This window comes from Nitrobacter sp., assembly GCF_051535235.1.
Taxonomy (GTDB): Bacteria; Pseudomonadota; Alphaproteobacteria; order Rhizobiales; family Xanthobacteraceae; genus Nitrobacter.
Genome location: NZ_JBPPLZ010000013.1, coordinates 1 through 19,120 on the forward strand (window position 1 = coordinate 1; position 19,120 = coordinate 19,120).

Genomic DNA, 19,120 nt, shown 5'->3' on the forward strand with positions numbered 1-19,120 from the left:
GAATTCATGATTTTGACAGAGTTTTCGCGTTGCCAAGGCCGCGCGATTAAGCGAGTGTCCGCCGTCCCAAAACCCCTCCTCCTGGAGATCAAGGACTTCCCATGACCACCTCAATGCCCGCAACGAAACACAGCCTGCGCGTTCGCCTGGCCTCGTCCGCCCTCGGCGGCTGCCTGGCCGTGGCCCTGCTCGCCGCTGTCCCGGCCCGCGCAGCCGATTCGAATCCCGTGCTGGCGAAGGTTAACGGCTCCGAGATCCGCCAGAGCGACGTCAATGTCGCCGAAGAGGAATTGGGTCCGAGCCTGGCGCAGATGGACCCGGCGGCCAGGCAGGACAACGTGTTGTCGTTCCTGATCGACATGAAGATCATCGCCAAGGCCGCCGAGGACAAGAAGATCGAAAACAGCGACGACTTCAAGAAACGGCTCGCCTTCGCCCGCGACCGTCTTTTGATGGACAAGCTGCTGGCGTCCGAAGGCAAGGCGGCGCTCACCCCCGACGCCATGAAGACGGTCTATGACGACGCCTCCAAGCAGATCACCAGCGAACAGGAAGTGCACGCCCGTCACATCCTGGTGCCGACAGAGGAAGAAGCCAAGAAGATCGAGGACCAGTTGAAGAAGGGCGCGGACTTCGCCGAACTGGCCAAGAAGGAATCCAAGGATCCCGGCGCATCCGACGGCGGCGACCTCGGCTTCTTCACCAAGGAGCAGATGGTGCCGGAATTTTCCAAGGTCGCCTTCGAGTTGGAGCCCGGCAAGATTTCCGATCCGGTCAAGACCCAGTTCGGCTGGCACATCATCAAGGTCGAGGAGAAGCGCGCCCGCAAGGCCCCCGACTTCGATCAGGTGAAGCCGCAGATCGAGCAGTATGTGACGCGCAAGGCGCAGGCCGACTACGTCGCCAAGCTGCGCGAGACCGCCAAGGTCGAACGGATGGACAAGCCGGCGGCTGCGGCAGGCGGAGACAAGGCCAGCGTCGCGAAGCCCGCCGACGGCAAGATGGCGCCCGCGCCCGCGAAGAAGTAGATCGACGACAGATTTCGATCATGACGGGGCGGGATGCACATCATCCCGCCCCGTTTCGTATCTGGTGTCCGCATCCGGCTCTTTTCTTCCCTCTCCCCTTGTGGGAGAGGGTGGCGTGAATGAGCGAAGCGAATTTGCGTCGGGTCGGGGGTCACCGCATCGTCGTGTCGGTGGTCGACCCCTCACCCGCTTTCGCGGCCTCGCCGCTCAGCACCCTCTCCCACAAGGGGAGAGGGGCAAACCGCCGAAGGCACGCCCGATGTCCACCGCCATTTCTCCCCTCGCCCCATCAGATGTCCCGGACATGCCTGTGATCGCGGGCGTTCGTCTCGCGACCGCCGAGGCCGGCATCCGCTACACGGGCCGCACCGACGTGCTGCTGGCGCTGCTGGACAAGGGCACCACGGTGGGCGGCGTGTTCACCAGATCGAAGTGCCCGTCGGCGCCGGTGGAGTGGTGCCGCGCCCGACTGAAAGACGGTATATCCTCCAGAGGCGGGCTGGCGCTGGTGGTGAATTCCGGCAATGCCAACGCCTTCACCGGAAAGACCGGACGCCAGTCGACCAGACTGACCGCCGACATCGCGGCGAAGGCCGCGGGCTGCAAGGCAAGCGACGTCTATCTGGCATCGACCGGCGTGATCGGCGAGCCGCTCGACGCGACGAAATTCAACGGCGTACTGGAAACGCTGGCGCGCGACGCGGCGCCCGATCGCTGGATGGACGCAGCCCGCGCCATCATGACCACCGACACCTTTCCCAAGGTCGCGACCGCGCGCGTGAAACTCGGCAAGGCCACCGTCACCATCAACGGCATCGCCAAGGGCGCAGGCATGATCGCGCCCGACATGGCGACCATGCTGTCGTTCGTGTTCACCGACGCGCCGGTTTCGGGGACGGTGTTGCAATCGCTGTTGAAGAGCGGCGTCGAGGACACCTTCAACGCCGTGACCATCGATAGCGACACATCCACCTCCGACACGCTGCTGGCCTTCGCGACCGGAGCAGCGAGCGCCCAAGGCGCGCCGAAAATTTCCCGCGCGGGCGATCCGCGCCTGAAAGCCTTCGCCAAAGCGTTCAACGGCGTGCTGGCCGATCTCGCCGAACAGGTGGCGCGCGACGGCGAAGGCGCGCGCAAGCTGGTCGAAGTCATCGTCGAGGGCGCGACCTCGAAACTGTCCGCGCGCAGAATCGCCAAGTCGATCGCCAATTCACCGCTGGTGAAGACCGCGATTGCCGGGGAGGACGCCAACTGGGGCCGTGTGGTGATGGCGGTCGGCAAGGCCGGCGAACCGGCCGACCGCGACAAGCTCTCGATTTCGTTCAACGGCATCCGCGTCGCCACCCGCGGCGCGCGCGATCCGTCCTATGATGAAGCGGAGGTCTCGGCGGCGATGAAAAGCCCGACCATCCGGATCACCGTGGCGCTCGGCCTCGGCAAGGGCCGCGATCGGGTGCTGACCTGCGATCTCACCAAGGAGTATGTCGCCATCAATGGCGATTACCGGTCGTGAGAATTCCAGTTCTCGTGGCTTCATCATGGCCGGGCAAAAGCGCGAAGCGCGTCGCCGCGCTGACGTCCCGGCCATCCACGTCTCTCTCGCTGAATTGCCGTCAAGACGTGGATGCCCGCGACAAGCGCGGGCGTAACGCCGTTATATACGGCGCCCGCTTCACCGCCAATGGAGCGCATTCGGCATGAAACTCACCCTCGTCGTCGCCTGCGCGCTGATCGACGCCGACAACCGCGTGCTGATCGCGCAGCGGCCCGAAGGCAAGCAGCTTGCCGGCCTGTGGGAATTCCCCGGCGGCAAGTTCGAGCCCGGCGAACGCCCCGAAGAGGCGCTGATTCGCGAATTGCGCGAGGAGCTGGGCATCGTGACGCAGGAAGCCTGCCTCGCGCCGCTGACCTTCGCCAGCCACGCCTACGAGAGTTTCCACCTGTTGATGCCGCTCTACGTCTGCCGGCGCTGGCAGGGCGATGTAGCGTCGAAAGAAGGACAGGCGCTGAAGTGGGTTCGCGCCAACAAATTGCGCGACTATCCGATGCCGCCGGCGGACATCCCGCTGATCCCACCGCTGATCGATCTGCTGATGTAGAAACCCTTGCCCCGGACGTCGCAGCGCGAAGCGATGGTGCGCAGAGCCGGGCCGTTGCAAGGGTAGCGTTCTCGGGCGGTCCCGGTTCTGCGGAGCGGCATCGGGAATGCCGCACCGCGCCCGGGACGCGATCATTCCGGCTTGCATTCGGTCTTGCCGCGTCTCTTCACCGCGTCCTCCAGGCTCGCCTTAGCCGATCCCGGCTGCAACGGCTTCTGCTGGCTCTCATGTGGCGCCCAGCCCGACAGCCAGACGATATCGAAGGTGGCGCGGATGCGGCCGTCCGGATCGGCGAAGCGCTCATGATAGATTTGCGCCATCCGCAACAGCGTCGCGCGGCGCAACGGCGTCCGCCGCCGCTCGGTCATGAGATTGGCCGCGCCCATGCGGCGGAGATCGTGCATCAGCGCGAAAGCATCGGCGTAGCGCACCACGACGCGATCGACGTCCGTCACAGGCAGTGCGAAGCCGGCGCGTTGCAGCAGCGCACCGGCGTCGCGCACATCGGCGAACGGCGCGACTCGCGGCGAGATGCCTCCCTCAAGCTCGGACTCGGCGGCGGCGAACGCCTGGCGCAATTCGGTCAGCGTCTCGCCGCCGACTGTGGCCGCGAGCAGAAACCCGTCCGGCCTCAGCGCGCGGCGAATCTGCGCCAAAACGCCCGGCAGATCGTCGACAAACTGAAATGCGAGTCCTGAGACGGCCAGATCGATCGATTCCGGCGCCAGCCCCAGGGCTTCGCTCTCGTCGGCGGGAAGATCGATGCTCGATAACTCCGCGACCTGCGCCGCCAGCGCGCCGCGCACCTGATCGCCCGGCGTGCCGACATCCACCCCATGCTGAAAGGTGCGCAACACGGCCCGCAAGCGCTCCGCCATATCTTCCGCGACGCGATCGAGCAGGAACGTCGCGGCTCCTATTCTGGCCGCGCGACCCCGCCGCACGCGCAGCAAGGCGCGGTCGAACAGAACAGGCGGGGATGGCGGGTTCGGGGCCATGTGGCTTGGTACGCCGTTCATCCCGTCGCTGGCAATCCGCGGCAACGCGATTGTGTCCCGGGCAAGAGGACTCGTTCTGTCCGGCTTGAGCATCGTCAAATCGCGGGCTAGCCTTTCACCCATGGACGCCTCGCCGGACAGCCAGGTTTCGCCGCCCCGAGCCGATCGGTTGCGCGGCGCGTGGCAGGCGTGTTCCGGCATATTGTCCCGTGCGGCGCGAACGGCGCTCGATATCGCGCTGCCGACGCTCTGCGTCGCCTGCCGCGAGCCGGTCGCGGGCGTCGGCGTCTGCGCGGCGTGCTGGACGCAACTGTCGTTCATCGAGCGCCCCTATTGTCCCCGCCTCGGCATCCCGTTCGTTTACGATCCGGGTTCCGGCATGCTGTCGATGGAGGCGATCGCCAATCCCCCGGCCTATCAGCGCGCCCGCGCCGCCGTGCGCTACGACGATGTCGCCAAAGTGCTGGTCCATGCGCTGAAATATCAGGACCGCACCGACCTCGCACCCGCGATGGGACGCTGGATGGCGCGCGCAGGCACCGAACTGCTCGAGGCTGCCGACGTTCTGATTCCGGTGCCGCTGCACTGGCGGCGCGGCTGGAGCCGCCGCTACAACCAGTCCGGCGCGCTGGCGCGCGTGATCGCTGCACAATCCGGCGTTCCGGTGGCGCCGGATGCGCTGAGGCGAGTCCGCCCGACCCGGCAACAGGTCGGATTGTCGCGGAATGACCGCGCCCGCAATGTGCAGGGCGCGTTCAAGGTCGCGACCGACCGCACGGACCAGATCCAGGGTCGTCGGATCGTCCTGATCGACGATGTCCTGACATCGGGCGCGACGGTGGACGCCTGCGCGCGCGTGCTGCTGCGCGCCAAAGCCGCGCAGGTGGACGTGCTGGTGTTCGCCCGGGTTGTCGACACCATGAAAGCTCCCATATAAATTGAGCTTCGAACCCGGAGCTCATTCCTGTTCGGGCGAAAGGCAACGACATGAGCACCGAGACCACGTTCGTCGCGGCGATGATCCAGATGCGTAGCGGTCTGTTGCCGAAGCCGAATCTCGAGCAGGGCGCCAGGCTGATCCGCGAGGCGGCGGCACAGGGCGCAAGCTTCATTCAGACTCCCGAAGTCAGCAACATGATGCAGACCGATCGCATTGCGCTGTTCGAAAATCTGCAAAACGAGGACGATGACCGCTCGCTGGCCGCTTACCGTGATCTGGCGCGCGAACTGAGGATCCATCTCAATGTCGGCTCGCTGGCGTTGCAGGCTACGCCCGACAGAGCCGTCAACCGCTCGTTCCTGATCGGACCGTCCGGCGATATCCTCGCACGCTACGACAAGATTCACATGTTCGATATCGATCTCGGCGGCGGCGAAAGCTACCGGGAATCCGCCAACTATCAGCCAGGTGAAACTGCCGTCCTGGCGGAACTGCCCTGGGGCAAGCTCGGCATGACGATCTGTTACGACCTCCGCTTTCCGGCGCTGTACCGCGCGCTGGCCGAAGCGGGCGCGTCGTTTCTCACAGTGCCCTCGGCTTTCACCAGAAAGACCGGCGAGGCGCACTGGCACACGCTGCTGCGTGCCCGCGCCATCGAGAACGGCTGCTTCGTGTTTGCCGCAGCGCAAGCGGGTTTGCACGAGAACAGGCGCGAAACGTTCGGCCATTCGCTGATTGTCGATCCCTGGGGCACCGTGCTGGCGGAAGGCGGCGGTGCCGAACCCGGCATCGTGCTGGCGACGATCGATCCGGCCAAGGTCGCAGCCGCGCGCAAGACCGTGCCCTCGCTGCAGCACGGGCGGCGCTTCTCCCTGATCACCCATTCCGCGACCAATCACCTGCATCTCGTGCGAGGCTCGGCATGATCCGCTATAACCTGCGCTGCGACCGCGGCCACACCTTCGAAAGCTGGTTCCAGAGTTCCGCGTCTTACGACTCGCAGGTCAAACGCAAGCTCGTGACCTGTGCGGTCTGCGGCTCGGCGAAGGTCGAGAAGGCGATCATGGCGCCGCGGCTCGGCGGCAGCAAGAAGAAGGGCCCACGACGGATCGCGGCCGCTCCCGCATTCACGATCGACCCTCCTGAGGGAGGTTCGGCATGATCCGCTACAACCTGCGCTGCGAGCGCGGTCACAGCTTCGAAAGCTGGTTCCAGAGTTCGTCGGCCTACGATTCGCAGCTCAAGCGCAAACTCGTGACCTGCGCGGTCTGCGGCTCGGCGAAGGTCGAGAAGGCGATCATGGCGCCACGGATTGTCGGCGCCAGAAAGCGCGGATCGCAAGCGCCTGCTGACCCATCCATGTCGGCAACGATGGCGGAGGAGCGCGAGCTGCGCGCCGAACTCAAGCAGTTGCACGACCATCTGGTCAAGAACGCCGACGACGTCGGCGCGCGATTTCCCAACGAAGCCCGCAAAATGCATTACGGCGATATCGAGCCTCGCCCGATCTACGGCGAGGCGTCGCCGGAGGACGCGAAATCGCTGATCGAGGAAGGCGTCGCGGTCGGATCGCTGCCGGTGCTGCGGGACGACCGGAACTGACGAGTAATGGCGCTGGATACGCTTCCGTCCTGGCTGTTCTGGGCACTGCTGTCGGCGGCATTCGCAGCGCTGACTGCCATTTTTGCCAAGGTCGGCGTCGAAGACATCAGTTCCGATCTCGCGACTTGGATCCGCACCATCGTCGTGCTGGTCAGCCTGAGCGCGATCCTGTTTGCAACGGGGCAGTTCAGCCGACCCGGCTCGATCCCGACCCGCAGTTGGATTTTCCTGGTGTTGTCCGGGCTCGGCACCGGCGCGTCGTGGATCTGCTATTTCCGCGCGCTGAAGCTCGGTCCGGCGGCACTGGTTGCGCCGATCGACAAGCTGAGCGTGGTGCTGGTGGCGTTGTTCGGCGTCGCCTTCCTTGGCGAACGGCCGTCGCTCAACGGCTGGCTCGGCATCGCGCTGATCGCCGGGGGCGCGGTGCTGATTGCATTCAAACGCTGACCAGCAGCCCAACGCCGATCACGATCAGCACGATCCCGCAAGCTTCACGTAACGTGAGCGGCTGCTTGAACGAATAATACGACACCGCCTGCGCGAACAGCACCTCGACCAGCGCCAGCGTGCGGACGTTGGCTGCGGCGGTGAGCGCGAACGCCAGGAACCAGAATTGGGAGGCGAACGCACCCATAAAGCCCGCGAACATCGATGGCCGCCACAGGCCGAGAATTCTTTTCGGCACGTCCGGCGCGCGCAGCAATAGATATGCCGTCAGCACCGCCGTCTGCACCAGCAGCCCGAGCGCCAGCGTGTAGGACGCCGCGGTGACGAACGATACACCGGGCACCGCGATGATGGCGCCACGAAAGCCGACCGCGGACAGGGCGAAGCAGGCGGCTGCGACCAATCCCAACATTGTCGGCTTGAGGTCGGCAAAGCCCCTGGAACCCGCCGGCCGCAGCGCGGTCATGACGACGCCGAGGGTTGCGATCAGAATCGCGATCACTTTCAGCAATGTGAGATGATCGCCGAGAAAAACAAATCCGAAGATCGCGGTCTGGATGGCTTCGGTCTTGAGATATGCCGTCGTCACCACGAATGAGTTGTCGTTCATCGCAAGCAGCATCAGGCCGGTGCCGACGATCTGCGTGAGCGCGCCGAGCAGCAGCCACAGCCAGAAGACCGCGGGCGGCCACGGGACCGGATCGCCGGTGAACGCGATCACCAAAGCGAAGAAAATCAGCGAGAACGGAAGACCGAACAGGAAACGGATGTTGGTCGCGCCCCAGGTGCCGAGCGGACCGGTCAGCGAGCGCTGCATCGCGTTGCGCGCGACCTGCCCGAGCGCAGCCGTGACCGTGAAAGGTATCCAGAGCGAGGCGACGGTGAACATGAAAGATAACTTCTACCCCAGGTTCGTCCCTGCGCATGCAGGGCCTATAGCCCCTGCTGGAGACGCCCCTCAGTGCGAAAAGCCGGGCCGTACGGTTCCTGCATTCGCAAGTACGACGGACAGCGTTCGATCGCCTCTTATCCCACCGCCTCCGCTACCACCATGTAGTTGACATCCATGTCCGACGACAGGCTCCACTTGTCCGCGAAGGGACTGTAGACCACGCCGCTCTGCTCGGTGATGCCGAGCCGGTTGCGCTCGAGATGACGCGCGAGTTCATCGGGAGTGACGAACTTGTCCCACTGGTGGGTGCCGCGCGGCAGCCAGCGCAGCACGTATTCCGCAGCAACGATGCCGAGCGCAAAGCTTTTCCAGTTGCGGTTGAGGGTTGAGGCCACCATCATGCCGCCCGGTTTCAGCATCGCGGCGCAACGATCGATGAACAGGCCGACGTCGGCGACATGCTCCACCACTTCCATCGCGAGGATGATGTCGAAACGCTCGCGCACATCCATGTCTTCCACGGTCGTGCAGCGATAATCGATCGACAGGTGCGCTTTCTCGGCGTGCAGCTTCGCCGCGGCGATGTTGGACGCGGACGGGTCGACCCCGATCACCTCGGCGCCGAGCCGCGTGAAGGGTTCGCAGAGAAGGCCCGCACCGCAACCGATATCGAGCAGCCTCAGGTCCGCCAGGCAGTTCAGGCTGCGCGCGCTACGCTCGAACTTGCGGCAGGCGGCGTCGCGGATGAACTGGAGCCGCAGCGGGTTGATCTTGTGCAACGGCGCCATCTTGCCGTTTGGATCCCACCACTCCTGCGACAGTTTGGAGAACTTCGCGATCTCGGCCGGATCGACTGTCGATCCCGACGCGGCCGAAGAATTCGCGGAAGGGTTGACTGGCATGGCCATGGCTGTGCGCGGCTCCTATCGTGCCGTGATGTGGCTGCGGAACGCCAGCGGCGAGGCGATCGTCCTGATCCTCTCGGCCCCTTCGCCGACCCCGCGCACCGTCACGTCTCCGTAGTTGAGAATACGGCCGAGAATGCTCTGATTGACATCGACGCTCTCGACCTTGTCCAGACTCATCTCGAAGGTACGCCGTTTGATGAAGCCGGTCTTGTGCACAACCCGCAAATTGGTCACGTCCGTCTCGGTGGTCCAGCGGTGAAACCACGCCCGCAGCATCCAGTACAGCGCCACCAGCGCTGCGATGATGGCCAGCGACAGGCACAGCAGCACCGAAGCCTGGCTCACGAACGCCTGCGACCCCGCGAAAAGGACGAGCGCCACGATCCAGGCGGCGATGGCCGGCAGATAGAAAATCCAGTGCACGTTGGTCGAATACAACACCTTCTCGCCCGGTTGCAGAATATCATCGATATAGCGTCCCATCGGCCTGCCTCGCGCGCCCTGCCTGGATCATCCGACCGCCCCTTGGGGAAGGCCGGAAGCCGGGTTGCCTGCCCGCAACCGCGCCGTTATGTATACGCGCCTTCTCGCCCGTGCGCCCGCTTTTCGCACGATATTCAACCAGCCTCTATCCGATTAACCCTCAATCCAGATCGCCTTGGGAACGCACCATCCGTCATGAGCCGGCTTGTGATGAAATTCGGCGGCACCTCCGTCGCCAATCTCGACCGCATCCGCAACGTCGCGCGGCATGTCAAACGCGAGGTCGACGCCGGTCACGACGTCGCCGTGGTGGTATCGGCGATGTCGGGCAAGACCAACGAACTGGTGGCCTGGTGCAGTGATGCGTCTGCGATGCACGATGCGCGGGAATACGATGCGGTGGTGGCGTCCGGCGAGCAGGTCACGTCGGGCCTCCTGGCCATCGCATTGCAGGCGATCGGCATTCAGGCGCGCTCCTGGCAGGGCTGGCAGATTCCGATTCACACCTCGGACGCTCACGCCTCGGCGCGCATCCTCGGCATCGACGGTGGCGAACTCGTCAACCGTTTCAGGGAGCGCAAAGAAGTCGCGGTGATCGCCGGCTTCCAGGGCATCAACCCGCAGACCGGCCGCATCACCACGCTCGGCCGCGGCGGCTCCGATACCTCAGCGGTGGCGATCGCCGCCGCCATTCGCGCCGACCGCTGCGACATCTATACCGACGTCGACGGCGTCTATACCACCGATCCGCGCGTGGTTCCAAAGGCCCGCCGGCTCGACAAGATCGCGTTCGAGGACATGCTGGAACTGGCGTCGCAGGGCGCCAAGGTGCTGCAGGTTCGTTCCGTGGAACTCGGCATGACCCAGAACATGCCGATTTTCGTACGCTCCAGTTTCGACAAGCCGGAGGACATCGACCCCCATGGCACGCCGCCGGGTACGCTGATCTGCAGCGAGGAGGAAATCATGGAAAGCCACGTCGTCACCGGCATCGCCTTTTCCAAGGACGAAGCCCAGATTTCGGTGCGTCAGATCGAGGACAAGCCGGGCGTCGCGGCCTCGATCTTCGTCCCGCTCGCAAACGCCAATATCAACGTCGACATGATCGTGCAGAACGTCTCAGAAGACGGCAAGACCACCGACCTGACGTTCACGGTGCCGGCCGCCGACCATGCCCGCGCCCGAGAGACCATCGCCCGGGCCCACGACACGATCGGTTATGCGCGCCTCGACAGCGCCACCGATGTCGCGAAGATATCGGTGATCGGCTCCGGCATGCGCAGCCACGCCGGCGTCGCTGCACAGGCGTTCAAGGCGCTGTCGGACAAGGGCATCAATATCCGCGCCATCACCACGTCCGAAATCAAGTTCTCGGTGCTGATCGATACCGCCTATACCGAACTCGCGGTGCGTACCCTGCACACGCTTTACGGTCTCGATCACGCCTAGGGCCTTTCCGCGTCCGGCGAGGGACGCAGCGGATCGTCCCCTCGCCGGGCCGGCGAAAGACGGGCCGCGGCCTCACCCGGCGCCGGCGTTGCAGATTTTCCAAACCGTCCGCCCCTTCGTGGCAGGCGTTTTGCTTGGCAAACCGGATAGCGATTGGTTATACGGCCCCATGACGCGACCGGTGCGACCGGCGCCGAGGCTTCAGACAATCATTCGGTCGTGAGCCGCGGCGCGGCGCTTTCGAACGCGTAAAAGTCATTGTTTTTCTGAGGCTTATCAAAACACGGCCTCGCAGGGAGGATACCGGGACATGCGGAGCGCGTCGAGCGGCCCCCGCGTCTTGTTGAGACGGCTCCGCGAAGTCATGGCGGAGCCGGTCAGCGCACAGGAGCGCCTCGACAAGATCGTGGTGCTGATCGCCGCCAACATGGTGGCGGAGGTGTGCTCGACCTACGTGCTGCGTGTCGACAATACCTTGGAACTCTACGCCACCGAAGGTCTCAACCGCACCGCCGTTCATCGCACTGTGCTGACCTCGCACGAGGGTCTCGTCGGCCTCGTCGCCAGCGAAGCGACGCCGCTCAATCTGTCGGACGCCCAGAGTCACCCGGCGTTCTCGTTCCGCCCGGAGACCGGCGAAGAAATCTACAATTCGTTCCTCGGCGTGCCGATCCTGCGCGCGGGCAATACGCTCGGCGTGCTCGTGGTGCAGAACCGCGCCAGGCGCACCTATGTCGAGGAAGAGGTCGAGGCGCTCCAGACCACCGCGATGGTGCTCGCCGAGATGATCGCCTCGGGCGAACTGGCGGCCCTCGCCCAGCCCGGCCTCGAGCCGGTCTCGCGCCACTCGATCCGCCAGACCGGCGCGATCCTGTCCGACGGCATCGCGCTCGGCCATGTGGTTCTGCACGAACCGCGCGTCGTCATCACCAACTATATCGCCGAGGACCTGCCCAAGGAAATCAGGCGGCTGGACACGGCGCTCGCCAAGCTGCGCGCCGACCTCGACCGCATGTTGGAGCGCGGCGACGTCGCCGACGGCGGCGAGCATCGCGACGTGCTCGAGGCCTACCGGATGTTCGCCAACGATCACGGCTGGTCGCACCGGCTGCACGAGGCGGTCGCGACCGGCCTCACCGCCGAGGCCGCCGTCGAGCGCGTGCAATCGGATACCCGCGCGCGGATGCTGCGCTCGACCGATCCCTATCTGCGCGATCGCCTGCACGACCTCGAGGATCTCGGCCATCGCCTGATGCGGCAACTGGCCGGGCAGGACCATGCGCCCTCGCGCGAGCAACTCCCCGAGAACGCGATCCTGATCGCGCGCGCGATGGGACCGGCGGCCCTGCTGGACTATGACCGCAAGCGGCTGCGCGGCCTGGTGCTGGAAGAGGGGACAGCGAACTCGCACGTATCCATCGTCGCGCGCGCGCTCGGCATCCCGGCCGTCGGCGAGGTGCCGAACGCGCCCGGGATCGCCGATCCCGGAGACGCCATCATTGTCGACGGCACCTCGGGCGCGATCTACGTGCGGCCGTCGGCGGAAATCGAATCGGCCTATGCGGAGCGCGTGCGCTTTCGCGCCCGGCGGCAGGCGCAGTACATCGCGCTGCGCGACAAGCCATGCGTCACCCGGGACGGCCAGCCGGTCGATCTCATGATCAATGCCGGCCTCCTGATCGACCTGCCTCATCTCGAAGACACCAATTGCTCGGGCATCGGCCTGTTCCGAACCGAGCTGCAATTCATGGTCGGCCAGAACCTTCCGCGCACCAGCGAACAGCTTGCGCTGTACCGCGCGGTGCTGGACGCCGCCGGCGACAAGCCGGTGACCTTCCGCACCCTCGACATCGGCGGCGACAAGGCGGTGCCCTATATGGAAACCGTGGCGGAGGAAAATCCGGCGCTGGGCTGGCGCGCGATCAGGCTCGGGCTCGATCGCCCCGGTCTGCTGCGCGGGCAGGTCCGCGCGCTGCTGCGCGCCGGCGGCGGACGCGCGCTACGCATCATGTTCCCGATGATCTCGGAAGTCGCCGAATTCGATCAGGCCAAGGCCATCGTCGAGCGCGAACTCACCTATCTGCGCCAGCACGGCCACGCGTTGCCGGAACGCGTTGACGTCGGCACCATGGTCGAGGTGCCGGCGCTGTTGTACCAGCTCGACGAATTGCTCGGGAAGGTCGATTTCGTCTCCGTCGGATCGAACGACCTGTTCCAGTTCATGTTCGCGGTCGATCGCGGCAACAGCAAGGTATCCAACCGCTTCGATACGCTGTCGGCGCCGATTCTCCGGGCGCTCCGCGATATCGCGACCAAAGCCAGGGCCGCCGGGAAAAGCGCCTCGCTGTGCGGGGAGATGGCATCGCAGCCGCTGGGCGCACTGGCGCTGATCGCACTCGGCTACCGCTCGCTGTCGCTGTCGGCCACGGCGCACGGTCCCGTCAAGGCCATGATCCTCGATCTCGATGCGCAGAAGGCCGAAGCGGCGATCATGCCTCTGCTGGACGCCCCGTCCGGCAGCCTGTCCATCCGCGACAGGCTCAAGGACTTCGCCGATGCAGAAGGGCTGGCGTTGTGAGCAACATCTTGAGTCGCGTTTCGCCTCGCCTGAGCTTACTCCCCTGTTTGACCCTTCCCCGTAAGGGGAGAGAGAACAACGAACCGTTGCGCACCTGATCATGCTGCCAGAAGCCAAACTCGATCTCCTGCTGGTCCGTCACGCCGCGCTCGAAAGCGAGCTGCTGAGCCAGGTCAGCGCCGACAGATACGTGCAGATGACGCGCGAACTGGCCGAACTCAATCCTGTCGTCGAGGCGGTGAAGAACTGGCGCGCGGTCAAGGCCGAGATCACCGGCATCGACGCCATGATCGCCGATCCCGCCACGGACGCCGAAATGCGGGCGATGGCGGAAGCCGAGCGCCCGGCGCTGGAAGCGCAAGGCGACGAACTCGCGCAGAGGATTCGAATCGCCCTTCTGCCAAAAGATGCGATGGACGAGCGTAACGTGATGCTCGAAATCCGCGCCGGCACCGGCGGCGACGAAGCCTCGCTGTTCGCGGGCGATCTGTTTCGCATGTACGAGCGTTTCGCAGGCTTGCAGGGCTGGAAGGTGGAGGTGGTGTCGGCAAGCGAAGGCACCATGGGCGGCTACAAGGAAATCGTCGCCGAGGTGAGGGGCCGCGGGGCCTACGCCAAGTTGAAGTTCGAATCCGGCGTGCACCGGGTGCAGCGCGTGCCCGATACCGAAGCGCAGGGGCGCGTTCATACGTCGGCGGCGACCGTGGCGGTGCTGCCGGAGGCCGAAGAGGTCGACGTCGAGATCAAGCCCGACGATCTTCGCATCGAAACCATGCGCGCGCAGGGCGCGGGAGGCCAGCACGTCAACAAGACGGAGTCCGCGATCCGGATCACCCACATCCCCACCGGCATCGTCGTCAACATGCAGGACAGCCGCTCCCAGCACAAGAACCGCGCTTCGGCGATGAACATCCTGCGCTCGCGCATCTACGACGCCGAGCGGCAGCGCATCAATACCGCGCGCTCCGCCGACCGCAAGGATCAGGTCGGATCGGGCGACCGGTCCGAGCGCATCCGAACCTACAATTTTCCGCAAGGCCGCGTCACCGATCACCGCATCAACCTGACGCTCTACAAGCTGCCGCAGGTGATCGCCGGCGACGCGCTGCACGAGCTGATCGATGCGCTGACCACGGAGCACCAGGCAGCGCAGCTTGCAGCCGAGAATGGCAGCGCGTGAAACGACGCGGCGTATGAGTCCCGGCGGTCGCGGGGACGACAAGGCCCCGGCCAGAAACGAAGGCATGACCGATTCATTGACCGGACAGAGCATCGAGACCGCGCGGCGATTGCTGACGGCGCGCTTCGAAGCCGCGGGGATCGACAGCGCCGCGCTTGACGCCCGAATACTGATTGGCGCGGTGCTGCAGCTCGATCTTACCGCGCTGATAGCGGCCGCTGCACGACACCTGACACCGGACCAGGCCACGCAACTGGAAGCGTTTTCAAGGCGCCGTCTCGCCGGCGAGCCGGTGGCGCGCATTCTCGGAACGAAGGAATTCTGGGGGCTGCCGTTCAAGCTGTCCGCGGAGACGCTGGTGCCGCGGCCGGATACCGAAACCGTGGTCGAGGCTGCGCTCGACATCCTCCGCGCCGAAGGCCGCGCGAAGGCACCGCTCCGCATCGCCGATCTCGGCACCGGCAGCGGTGCGATCCTGCTCGCTTTACTGACCGAACTGCCCAATGCCACCGGCATCGGCACTGATCTGAGCGCAACCGCGCTCGACACCGCGAAAGACAACGCGCAAGCCCTCGGTCTTGCGGCGCGCGCAGACTTTATGGTCGGCGACTATGCGGAAAGCCTGTCAGGCCTGTTCGACGTGATCGTCTCGAACCCGCCTTATGTCCGCACGGCCGACATCGCATCTCTCGCGCCGGAGGTACGTGATCACGATCCGCATCTCGCTCTGGATGGCGGCGGCGACGGGCTCAAAGCCTATCGCCGGATCGTGCCGCAGGCCGAAAGGCTGCTATCTCCTCACGGCCTCCTCGTCATGGAGGTGGGACAGGGTCAGGCCGGCGATGTCGCCGGGCTGATGACTACCATAGGGTTAACGGTCGCGGGACCTCCGAGGGCCGACCTCGCGGGTGTCGGCCGCGCCGTCATAGCCCGAAAATCGCCCTCGTAAAGCCCGATTGGGCCGTAAAAAACCACTTGGAATATCCCTCGGGAGCGACTACCTTCAAATCAACACGGTCCCGGGTTGCTGGCCCCGCAGCGTTCCTGCAGGTGAGCCTAGAGTTCTCGAACGAGAACCGACCCGAGTGAACGTTTCTTAAGGGCAGGTCATATCAAGCGCGTTGGCCGAGAGCTGCGTTGCTTGCGACCATGAAGCGAACGAAAGCCTGATACTGCACTTGAAGACTCACGAGAGAAAACCGGAGTTTGGCGTCTCTGGCTAAATGGTGTGGCCGTGCCGGTGCGATGCGCCTGCCGACCGACCCGGAAACGCGTGCTTGCTGAACGCGGCGATTGGCGGACCGATATGGAAAAAGTGGCGCCCTGCGCTGCGCAGGTCACGTCGGTGGCACGATAAGATAATGACAAGACAATTCCTCAAGGGTGAAACTTCAAGGCTGGTAACCGAAGGCGGGACATGAGAAACGGTCAGAATAACAACAAGCGGATGCGTAACCGAAATAACAATAATAATAACAATAACAACCGGCGCAGCCAGAACCCGATGACTCGGGTTTTCGAATCCAACGGCCCCGACATCAAGATCCGCGGTACCGCCTCTCACGTCGCCGAGAAATACGTCCAGCTCGCCCGCGACGCACGTTCATCCGGCGATCCCGTAGCCGCCGAGAACTACTATCAGCATGCCGAGCATTATTTCCGCCTGATCGCCGCGGCGCAGGAACAGTTTCGCCAGAGCCAGCCGCAGCAGCAGCCGCGGATCGACGTCGAGGCGAGCGATGATTCGGGCGACGACGAGAGCGAAAACTACTCGAACTTCGGAGCGGAGCCCGGCTTCGTTCCTGTTCAGCAGCCGCGCGACAATCATCAGCGCGACCCGCAACCCTTCCAGCGCGACCAGCAGCAACCCCGCGAACATCGTCAGCCGCAGCCGCAATATCAGCCGCAACCGGCGATGCAGCCCGCCGACAACGGCGGCGTCGATCGCCTGCCGTCGTTCATCACGGGATCGCAGCCCCAGGCGAATGGCGGCCGGTTCGAGGGCAACGGCCACCAGGGCGGCGAACGCAACGACCGCTTCCCGCCGCGCCGGCGCCGGCGCCCGCATAGTCCGCGTCAAGACAGCATGGCGCAGCCGTCCGTCTCCGGCGAGGACTTCAACCCCGGCAACGAATAGAGCGTTTTCGCAGCGAAGCATGTCCTCGGTCTTGAGCCGAGGATGGATACCGCTTCACGTTGAGAAAACGCGTCAAAACTAAATTATAAGCCTCGCTTCTGATTCCATCAGAGCGAAAAGATTCCAGCGCCGCACCTCACCCCTCCCAATGCGGAGGGATGGACGCGCCGGAAACCCCCATCGGATATCACTCGTCGGTGCTGCATGATGACGGCGCGAGCACCGGCGGCAAAACCGGGATCAGCCGGCTGTGCTCCCGCTTCGCGGCAATGGGGCGATAGACCTGCTTGGTCGCCTCAACGATATGAACGCCGGCGAATGGCAGCGACAGCGCCGCACCGACGCGCTCCCATGCCGCCGCCGAACGCAGGAACCAGCCGCCGTTGATCGGCGGAACGAACAGCGCCTCGCCCCAGGCCGACGGCGTGAACCATGTCTGGCGCAACAGTTGGGTGATCTGCGAGCGCGAATAGGGCCGGCCGTGGCCGAACGGCGTGGTATCGGTGCGGGTCCAGATACCACGGCGATTGGGAACGATCGCCATCATGCGGCCGGACGGTGAGAGAACGCGCCAAACCTCCCGCAGCAGATTTTCCGGATCGTCCGACATTTCCAGCGCATGAACCAGCAGGATGCGGTCCGCCGCCGCGTCCTGCAGCGGCAATGAAAACTCGTTGACCAGGCTTGCCAGCGCCGGCCGTGCCGTCGGCCATTTCAACACGCCCTGCGCCGCCGGCATGAAGGCGATACAGCGTTCGCAGTCCTCCCGGAACAGGCCGAGATAAGGGGTCGGATAGCCCAGGCCGACCACGCACTGACCTTCCATGTTGGGCCAGTGCGCCTGAATAGCGCGATTGATCAGCCGCCGAGCCACGATGCCGAGGCGCTGCGAATAGAAATCCCGAAGGTCAATAACGTCGATTGCCATGGCCCCTATCTACCATGTTGCAGCCGGACCGGCACCCCGGCCCGGCCCGATTTGTGTAATTATAACCCGGCGTTAACGGCATGTTTCACCGCATACAGGGGTATGCCAGGATCTCATTCAACAACGTTGAACCAAACCCGGCCTTAATTTTTTGATCGAGCACGATCTTATCCGAAAAGCGGTTTCCACTTTTGGGGATCATGCTCTAGCTTGAACGTCTCGGACTCACGGAGACGACATGACCGCCGAAATTCGCCTGTTCACCTGCCTCACTGACAATTTCGGCGTCCTGATTCATGACCCCGCCACCAAGGCGACCGCCGCGATCGATGCGCCGGAGGCCGGGCCGATCATCGTGGCCCTGGAACAGAACGGCTGGAAGCTGACCGATATTCTGGTCACCCACCATCACGCCGATCATGTCGGCGGCATCGCGGAACTGAAGCAGAAATACAACTGCCGGGTCGTGGGGCCACACGACAAGGGCGCCGCGATCGCCAATGTCGATGTGCGGGTCGGCCAGGGCGACATCGTCAAGGTCGGCACGCTGCTGGGACGCGTGCTGGAAACGCCGGGCCACACGCTGGACCACGTCAGCTACGTCTTCGACGACGAGAAGGTGGTGTTCGCCGCCGACACCCTGTTCTCGATCGGCTGCGGCCGGGTGTTCGAGGGCACCTATCCGATGATGTGGGACTCGCTTTTGAAACTGCGCGCGCTGCCGGACGATTTCCGGCTCTATTGCGGGCATGAATACACCGCATCGAACGTGAAATTCGCGCTGACCATCGAGCCGAACAATCCGGCGCTCAAGGCGAGGGCCGAGGAAGTCGCGCGGCTGCGCGCCGAGGGCAAGCCGACGGTGCCGACCCTGATGGGTGACGAGAAGAAGGCCAACGTGTTCCTGCGCGCCGACGATCCTGCCGTGGCGGCCGGTGTGCACATGAAGGGCGCCAGCGGGGTCGACGTTTTCGCCGAGCTGCGCGAACGCAAGAACAAGTCGTGAGTTTATGGCACGAGGAGGTGGTGGCGCTTTCCGCTGCCGACATCATCGCGCGGCTTGATCTCAAGCCACACCCCGAAGGCGGTCACTATCGCGAGACTTTTCGCGACACCCGGACTGACGAGCACGGCCGCGCCGCGTCAACCGCGATCTATTTCCTGCTGGCACGTGGCGAACGCTCGCGCCGGCACCGCATCGATGCGGCAGAAGTCTGGCACTACCATGCCGGCAGCCCGTTGGTGCTGGAGATCCACGAGGGCGACGTCATGCGCACGGTGCGTCTCGGCGTGAATCTTCCGGCAGGCGAAGCGCCGCAAGCAGTCGTGCCCGCTCACGCCTGGCAAACGGCGGAGAGCAGCGGCGACTGGACTTTGGTCGGATGCACGGTGGCGCCGGGGTTTGAATTCTCAGGCTTTGAGATGGGCTAGAGCTATGCCCGGCCATGACG

The 19,120-nt window shown here is 64.6% G+C and carries 19 protein-coding genes and 1 pseudogene; 15 read left to right on the top strand and 5 right to left on the bottom strand.

Annotated features, from left to right (window positions below):
* The first annotated feature begins 101 nt into the window (after window positions 1-101).
* The 3 genes from ACS3WA_RS14050 (at window position 102) to mutT (ending at window position 3,127) form a co-directional block, all read left to right on the top strand.
* Window positions 102-1,028 (top strand): peptidylprolyl isomerase, encoded by a 927-nt coding sequence (locus tag ACS3WA_RS14050; RefSeq protein WP_438279136.1) that lies wholly within the window; start codon window positions 102-104, stop codon window positions 1,026-1,028.
* Between the two features lie 259 nt (window positions 1,029-1,287).
* Window positions 1,288-2,541: a bifunctional glutamate N-acetyltransferase/amino-acid acetyltransferase ArgJ gene (gene argJ / locus ACS3WA_RS14055; protein WP_438279137.1), complete on the top strand. Its 1,254-nt coding sequence runs from the start codon at window positions 1,288-1,290 to the stop codon at window positions 2,539-2,541.
* A 184-nt stretch (window positions 2,542-2,725) separates the two neighbouring features.
* The gene (gene mutT, locus ACS3WA_RS14060) at window positions 2,726-3,127 is read left to right on the top strand and encodes an 8-oxo-dGTP diphosphatase MutT (RefSeq protein ID WP_438279138.1); all 402 of its coding nucleotides are present in this window, start codon (window positions 2,726-2,728) and stop codon (window positions 3,125-3,127) included.
* Window positions 3,128-3,258: 131 nt separating this feature from the next.
* Here the strand turns inward: mutT and ACS3WA_RS14065 are convergent, their stop codons facing one another.
* Window positions 3,259-4,146: a methyltransferase domain-containing protein gene (locus tag ACS3WA_RS14065; RefSeq protein WP_438279139.1), complete on the bottom strand. Its 888-nt coding sequence runs from the start codon at window positions 4,144-4,146 to the stop codon at window positions 3,259-3,261.
* A gap of 100 nt (window positions 4,147-4,246) precedes the next feature.
* On the opposite strand from ACS3WA_RS14065, the gene ACS3WA_RS14070 reads away from it, so the two are divergent.
* The 5 genes and pseudogenes from ACS3WA_RS14070 to ACS3WA_RS14090 all read left to right on the top strand — a co-directional run bounded on the left by ACS3WA_RS14070 (window position 4,247) and on the right by ACS3WA_RS14090 (window position 7,114).
* Window positions 4,247-5,062, top strand: a complete 816-nt coding sequence (locus ACS3WA_RS14070; protein WP_438279187.1) for a ComF family protein — start codon at window positions 4,247-4,249, stop codon at window positions 5,060-5,062.
* A gap of 50 nt (window positions 5,063-5,112) precedes the next feature.
* Window positions 5,113-5,991, top strand: coding sequence for a carbon-nitrogen hydrolase family protein (locus tag ACS3WA_RS14075; RefSeq protein WP_438279140.1), 879 nt, complete (start codon window positions 5,113-5,115; stop codon window positions 5,989-5,991).
* A pseudogene (locus tag ACS3WA_RS14080) lies at window positions 5,988-6,191 on the top strand (DUF1178 family protein); the annotation flags it as partial. The gene ACS3WA_RS14075 and the pseudogene ACS3WA_RS14080, both read left to right, overlap by 4 nt.
* Before the next feature lie 32 nt (window positions 6,192-6,223).
* Window positions 6,224-6,667 carry a DUF1178 family protein gene (locus ACS3WA_RS14085; RefSeq protein WP_438279141.1) on the top strand — a complete coding sequence of 148 codons (444 nt, stop codon included), beginning with the start codon at window positions 6,224-6,226 and terminating at the stop codon, window positions 6,665-6,667.
* Window positions 6,668-6,673: 6 nt separating this feature from the next.
* Window positions 6,674-7,114 (top strand): EamA family transporter, encoded by a 441-nt coding sequence (locus tag ACS3WA_RS14090; RefSeq protein WP_438279142.1) that lies wholly within the window; start codon window positions 6,674-6,676, stop codon window positions 7,112-7,114.
* On the opposite strand, the gene ACS3WA_RS14095 is transcribed toward ACS3WA_RS14090, so the two are convergent.
* From ACS3WA_RS14095 to ACS3WA_RS14105, 3 genes are all read right to left on the bottom strand, one after another.
* Window positions 7,104-8,003, bottom strand: a complete 900-nt coding sequence (locus tag ACS3WA_RS14095; protein WP_438279143.1) for an EamA family transporter — start codon at window positions 8,001-8,003, stop codon at window positions 7,104-7,106. The two genes, ACS3WA_RS14090 and ACS3WA_RS14095, sit on opposite strands and share 11 nt — an antisense overlap.
* Before the next feature lie 137 nt (window positions 8,004-8,140).
* Window positions 8,141-8,914, bottom strand: a complete 774-nt coding sequence (gene ubiG, locus ACS3WA_RS14100; protein WP_438279144.1) for a bifunctional 2-polyprenyl-6-hydroxyphenol methylase/3-demethylubiquinol 3-O-methyltransferase UbiG — start codon at window positions 8,912-8,914, stop codon at window positions 8,141-8,143.
* A 15-nt stretch (window positions 8,915-8,929) separates the two neighbouring features.
* Complete coding sequence (locus tag ACS3WA_RS14105; protein ID WP_438279145.1) at window positions 8,930-9,397, bottom strand: PH domain-containing protein; 468 nt, start codon at window positions 9,395-9,397, stop codon at window positions 8,930-8,932.
* A gap of 195 nt (window positions 9,398-9,592) precedes the next feature.
* Here ACS3WA_RS14105 and ACS3WA_RS14110 point away from each other — a divergent pair, with 195 nt between their 5' ends.
* The 5 genes from ACS3WA_RS14110 to ACS3WA_RS14130 all read left to right on the top strand — a co-directional run bounded on the left by ACS3WA_RS14110 (window position 9,593) and on the right by ACS3WA_RS14130 (window position 16,741).
* Window positions 9,593-10,846 (top strand): aspartate kinase, encoded by a 1,254-nt coding sequence (locus ACS3WA_RS14110; protein ID WP_438279146.1) that lies wholly within the window; start codon window positions 9,593-9,595, stop codon window positions 10,844-10,846.
* 310 nt (window positions 10,847-11,156) lie between these two features.
* Complete coding sequence (ptsP, locus tag ACS3WA_RS14115; protein ID WP_438279147.1) at window positions 11,157-13,424, top strand: phosphoenolpyruvate--protein phosphotransferase; 2,268 nt, start codon at window positions 11,157-11,159, stop codon at window positions 13,422-13,424.
* A 94-nt stretch (window positions 13,425-13,518) separates the two neighbouring features.
* On the top strand, window positions 13,519-14,604 hold the full coding sequence (prfA, locus tag ACS3WA_RS14120) for a peptide chain release factor 1 (RefSeq protein ID WP_438279188.1): 1,086 nt from the start codon (window positions 13,519-13,521) through the stop codon (window positions 14,602-14,604).
* A gap of 64 nt (window positions 14,605-14,668) precedes the next feature.
* Complete coding sequence (gene prmC / locus ACS3WA_RS14125) at window positions 14,669-15,553, top strand: peptide chain release factor N(5)-glutamine methyltransferase (protein WP_438279148.1); 885 nt, start codon at window positions 14,669-14,671, stop codon at window positions 15,551-15,553.
* 468 nt (window positions 15,554-16,021) lie between these two features.
* On the top strand, window positions 16,022-16,741 hold the full coding sequence (locus ACS3WA_RS14130; protein WP_438279149.1) for a DUF4167 domain-containing protein: 720 nt from the start codon (window positions 16,022-16,024) through the stop codon (window positions 16,739-16,741).
* Window positions 16,742-16,928: 187 nt separating this feature from the next.
* Here ACS3WA_RS14130 and ACS3WA_RS14135 read toward each other — a convergent pair whose 3' ends face one another.
* Complete coding sequence (locus ACS3WA_RS14135; RefSeq protein ID WP_438279150.1) at window positions 16,929-17,669, bottom strand: methyltransferase domain-containing protein; 741 nt, start codon at window positions 17,667-17,669, stop codon at window positions 16,929-16,931.
* Window positions 17,670-17,907: 238 nt separating this feature from the next.
* Here ACS3WA_RS14135 and gloB point away from each other — a divergent pair, with 238 nt between their 5' ends.
* Together gloB and ACS3WA_RS14145 are read left to right on the top strand one after the other, a co-directional pair.
* The gene (gene gloB / locus ACS3WA_RS14140; RefSeq protein ID WP_438279151.1) at window positions 17,908-18,675 is read left to right on the top strand and encodes a hydroxyacylglutathione hydrolase; all 768 of its coding nucleotides are present in this window, start codon (window positions 17,908-17,910) and stop codon (window positions 18,673-18,675) included.
* Entirely contained in the window at window positions 18,672-19,100 is a 429-nt protein-coding gene (locus tag ACS3WA_RS14145; RefSeq protein ID WP_438279152.1) for a cupin domain-containing protein, read from the top strand. Before gloB ends, ACS3WA_RS14145 begins: the two co-directional genes overlap by 4 nt.
* Window positions 19,101-19,120 lie beyond the last annotated feature (20 nt).

What these genes read in the sequence shown, in the direction of transcription:
- ACS3WA_RS14050 (WP_438279136.1), top strand. Translation starts at nt 102, where the DNA reads ATGACCACCTCAATGCCCGCAACGAAACACAGCCTGCGCGTTCGCCTG.
- argJ (WP_438279137.1), top strand. Translation starts at nt 1,288, where the DNA reads ATGTCCACCGCCATTTCTCCCCTCGCCCCATCAGATGTCCCGGACATG.
- mutT (WP_438279138.1), top strand. Translation starts at nt 2,726, where the DNA reads ATGAAACTCACCCTCGTCGTCGCCTGCGCGCTGATCGACGCCGACAAC.
- ACS3WA_RS14065 (WP_438279139.1), bottom strand. Translation starts at nt 4,146, where the DNA reads ATGAACGGCGTACCAAGCCACATGGCCCCGAACCCGCCATCCCCGCCT.
- ACS3WA_RS14070 (WP_438279187.1), top strand. Translation starts at nt 4,247, where the DNA reads ATGGACGCCTCGCCGGACAGCCAGGTTTCGCCGCCCCGAGCCGATCGG.
- ACS3WA_RS14075 (WP_438279140.1), top strand. Translation starts at nt 5,113, where the DNA reads ATGAGCACCGAGACCACGTTCGTCGCGGCGATGATCCAGATGCGTAGC.
- ACS3WA_RS14085 (WP_438279141.1), top strand. Translation starts at nt 6,224, where the DNA reads ATGATCCGCTACAACCTGCGCTGCGAGCGCGGTCACAGCTTCGAAAGC.
- ACS3WA_RS14090 (WP_438279142.1), top strand. Translation starts at nt 6,674, where the DNA reads ATGGCGCTGGATACGCTTCCGTCCTGGCTGTTCTGGGCACTGCTGTCG.
- ACS3WA_RS14095 (WP_438279143.1), bottom strand. Translation starts at nt 8,003, where the DNA reads ATGTTCACCGTCGCCTCGCTCTGGATACCTTTCACGGTCACGGCTGCG.
- ubiG (WP_438279144.1), bottom strand. Translation starts at nt 8,914, where the DNA reads ATGGCCATGCCAGTCAACCCTTCCGCGAATTCTTCGGCCGCGTCGGGA.
- ACS3WA_RS14105 (WP_438279145.1), bottom strand. Translation starts at nt 9,397, where the DNA reads ATGGGACGCTATATCGATGATATTCTGCAACCGGGCGAGAAGGTGTTG.
- ACS3WA_RS14110 (WP_438279146.1), top strand. Translation starts at nt 9,593, where the DNA reads ATGAGCCGGCTTGTGATGAAATTCGGCGGCACCTCCGTCGCCAATCTC.
- ptsP (WP_438279147.1), top strand. Translation starts at nt 11,157, where the DNA reads ATGCGGAGCGCGTCGAGCGGCCCCCGCGTCTTGTTGAGACGGCTCCGC.
- prmC (WP_438279148.1), top strand. Translation starts at nt 14,669, where the DNA reads ATGACCGATTCATTGACCGGACAGAGCATCGAGACCGCGCGGCGATTG.
- ACS3WA_RS14130 (WP_438279149.1), top strand. Translation starts at nt 16,022, where the DNA reads ATGAGAAACGGTCAGAATAACAACAAGCGGATGCGTAACCGAAATAAC.
- ACS3WA_RS14135 (WP_438279150.1), bottom strand. Translation starts at nt 17,669, where the DNA reads ATGGCAATCGACGTTATTGACCTTCGGGATTTCTATTCGCAGCGCCTC.
- gloB (WP_438279151.1), top strand. Translation starts at nt 17,908, where the DNA reads ATGACCGCCGAAATTCGCCTGTTCACCTGCCTCACTGACAATTTCGGC.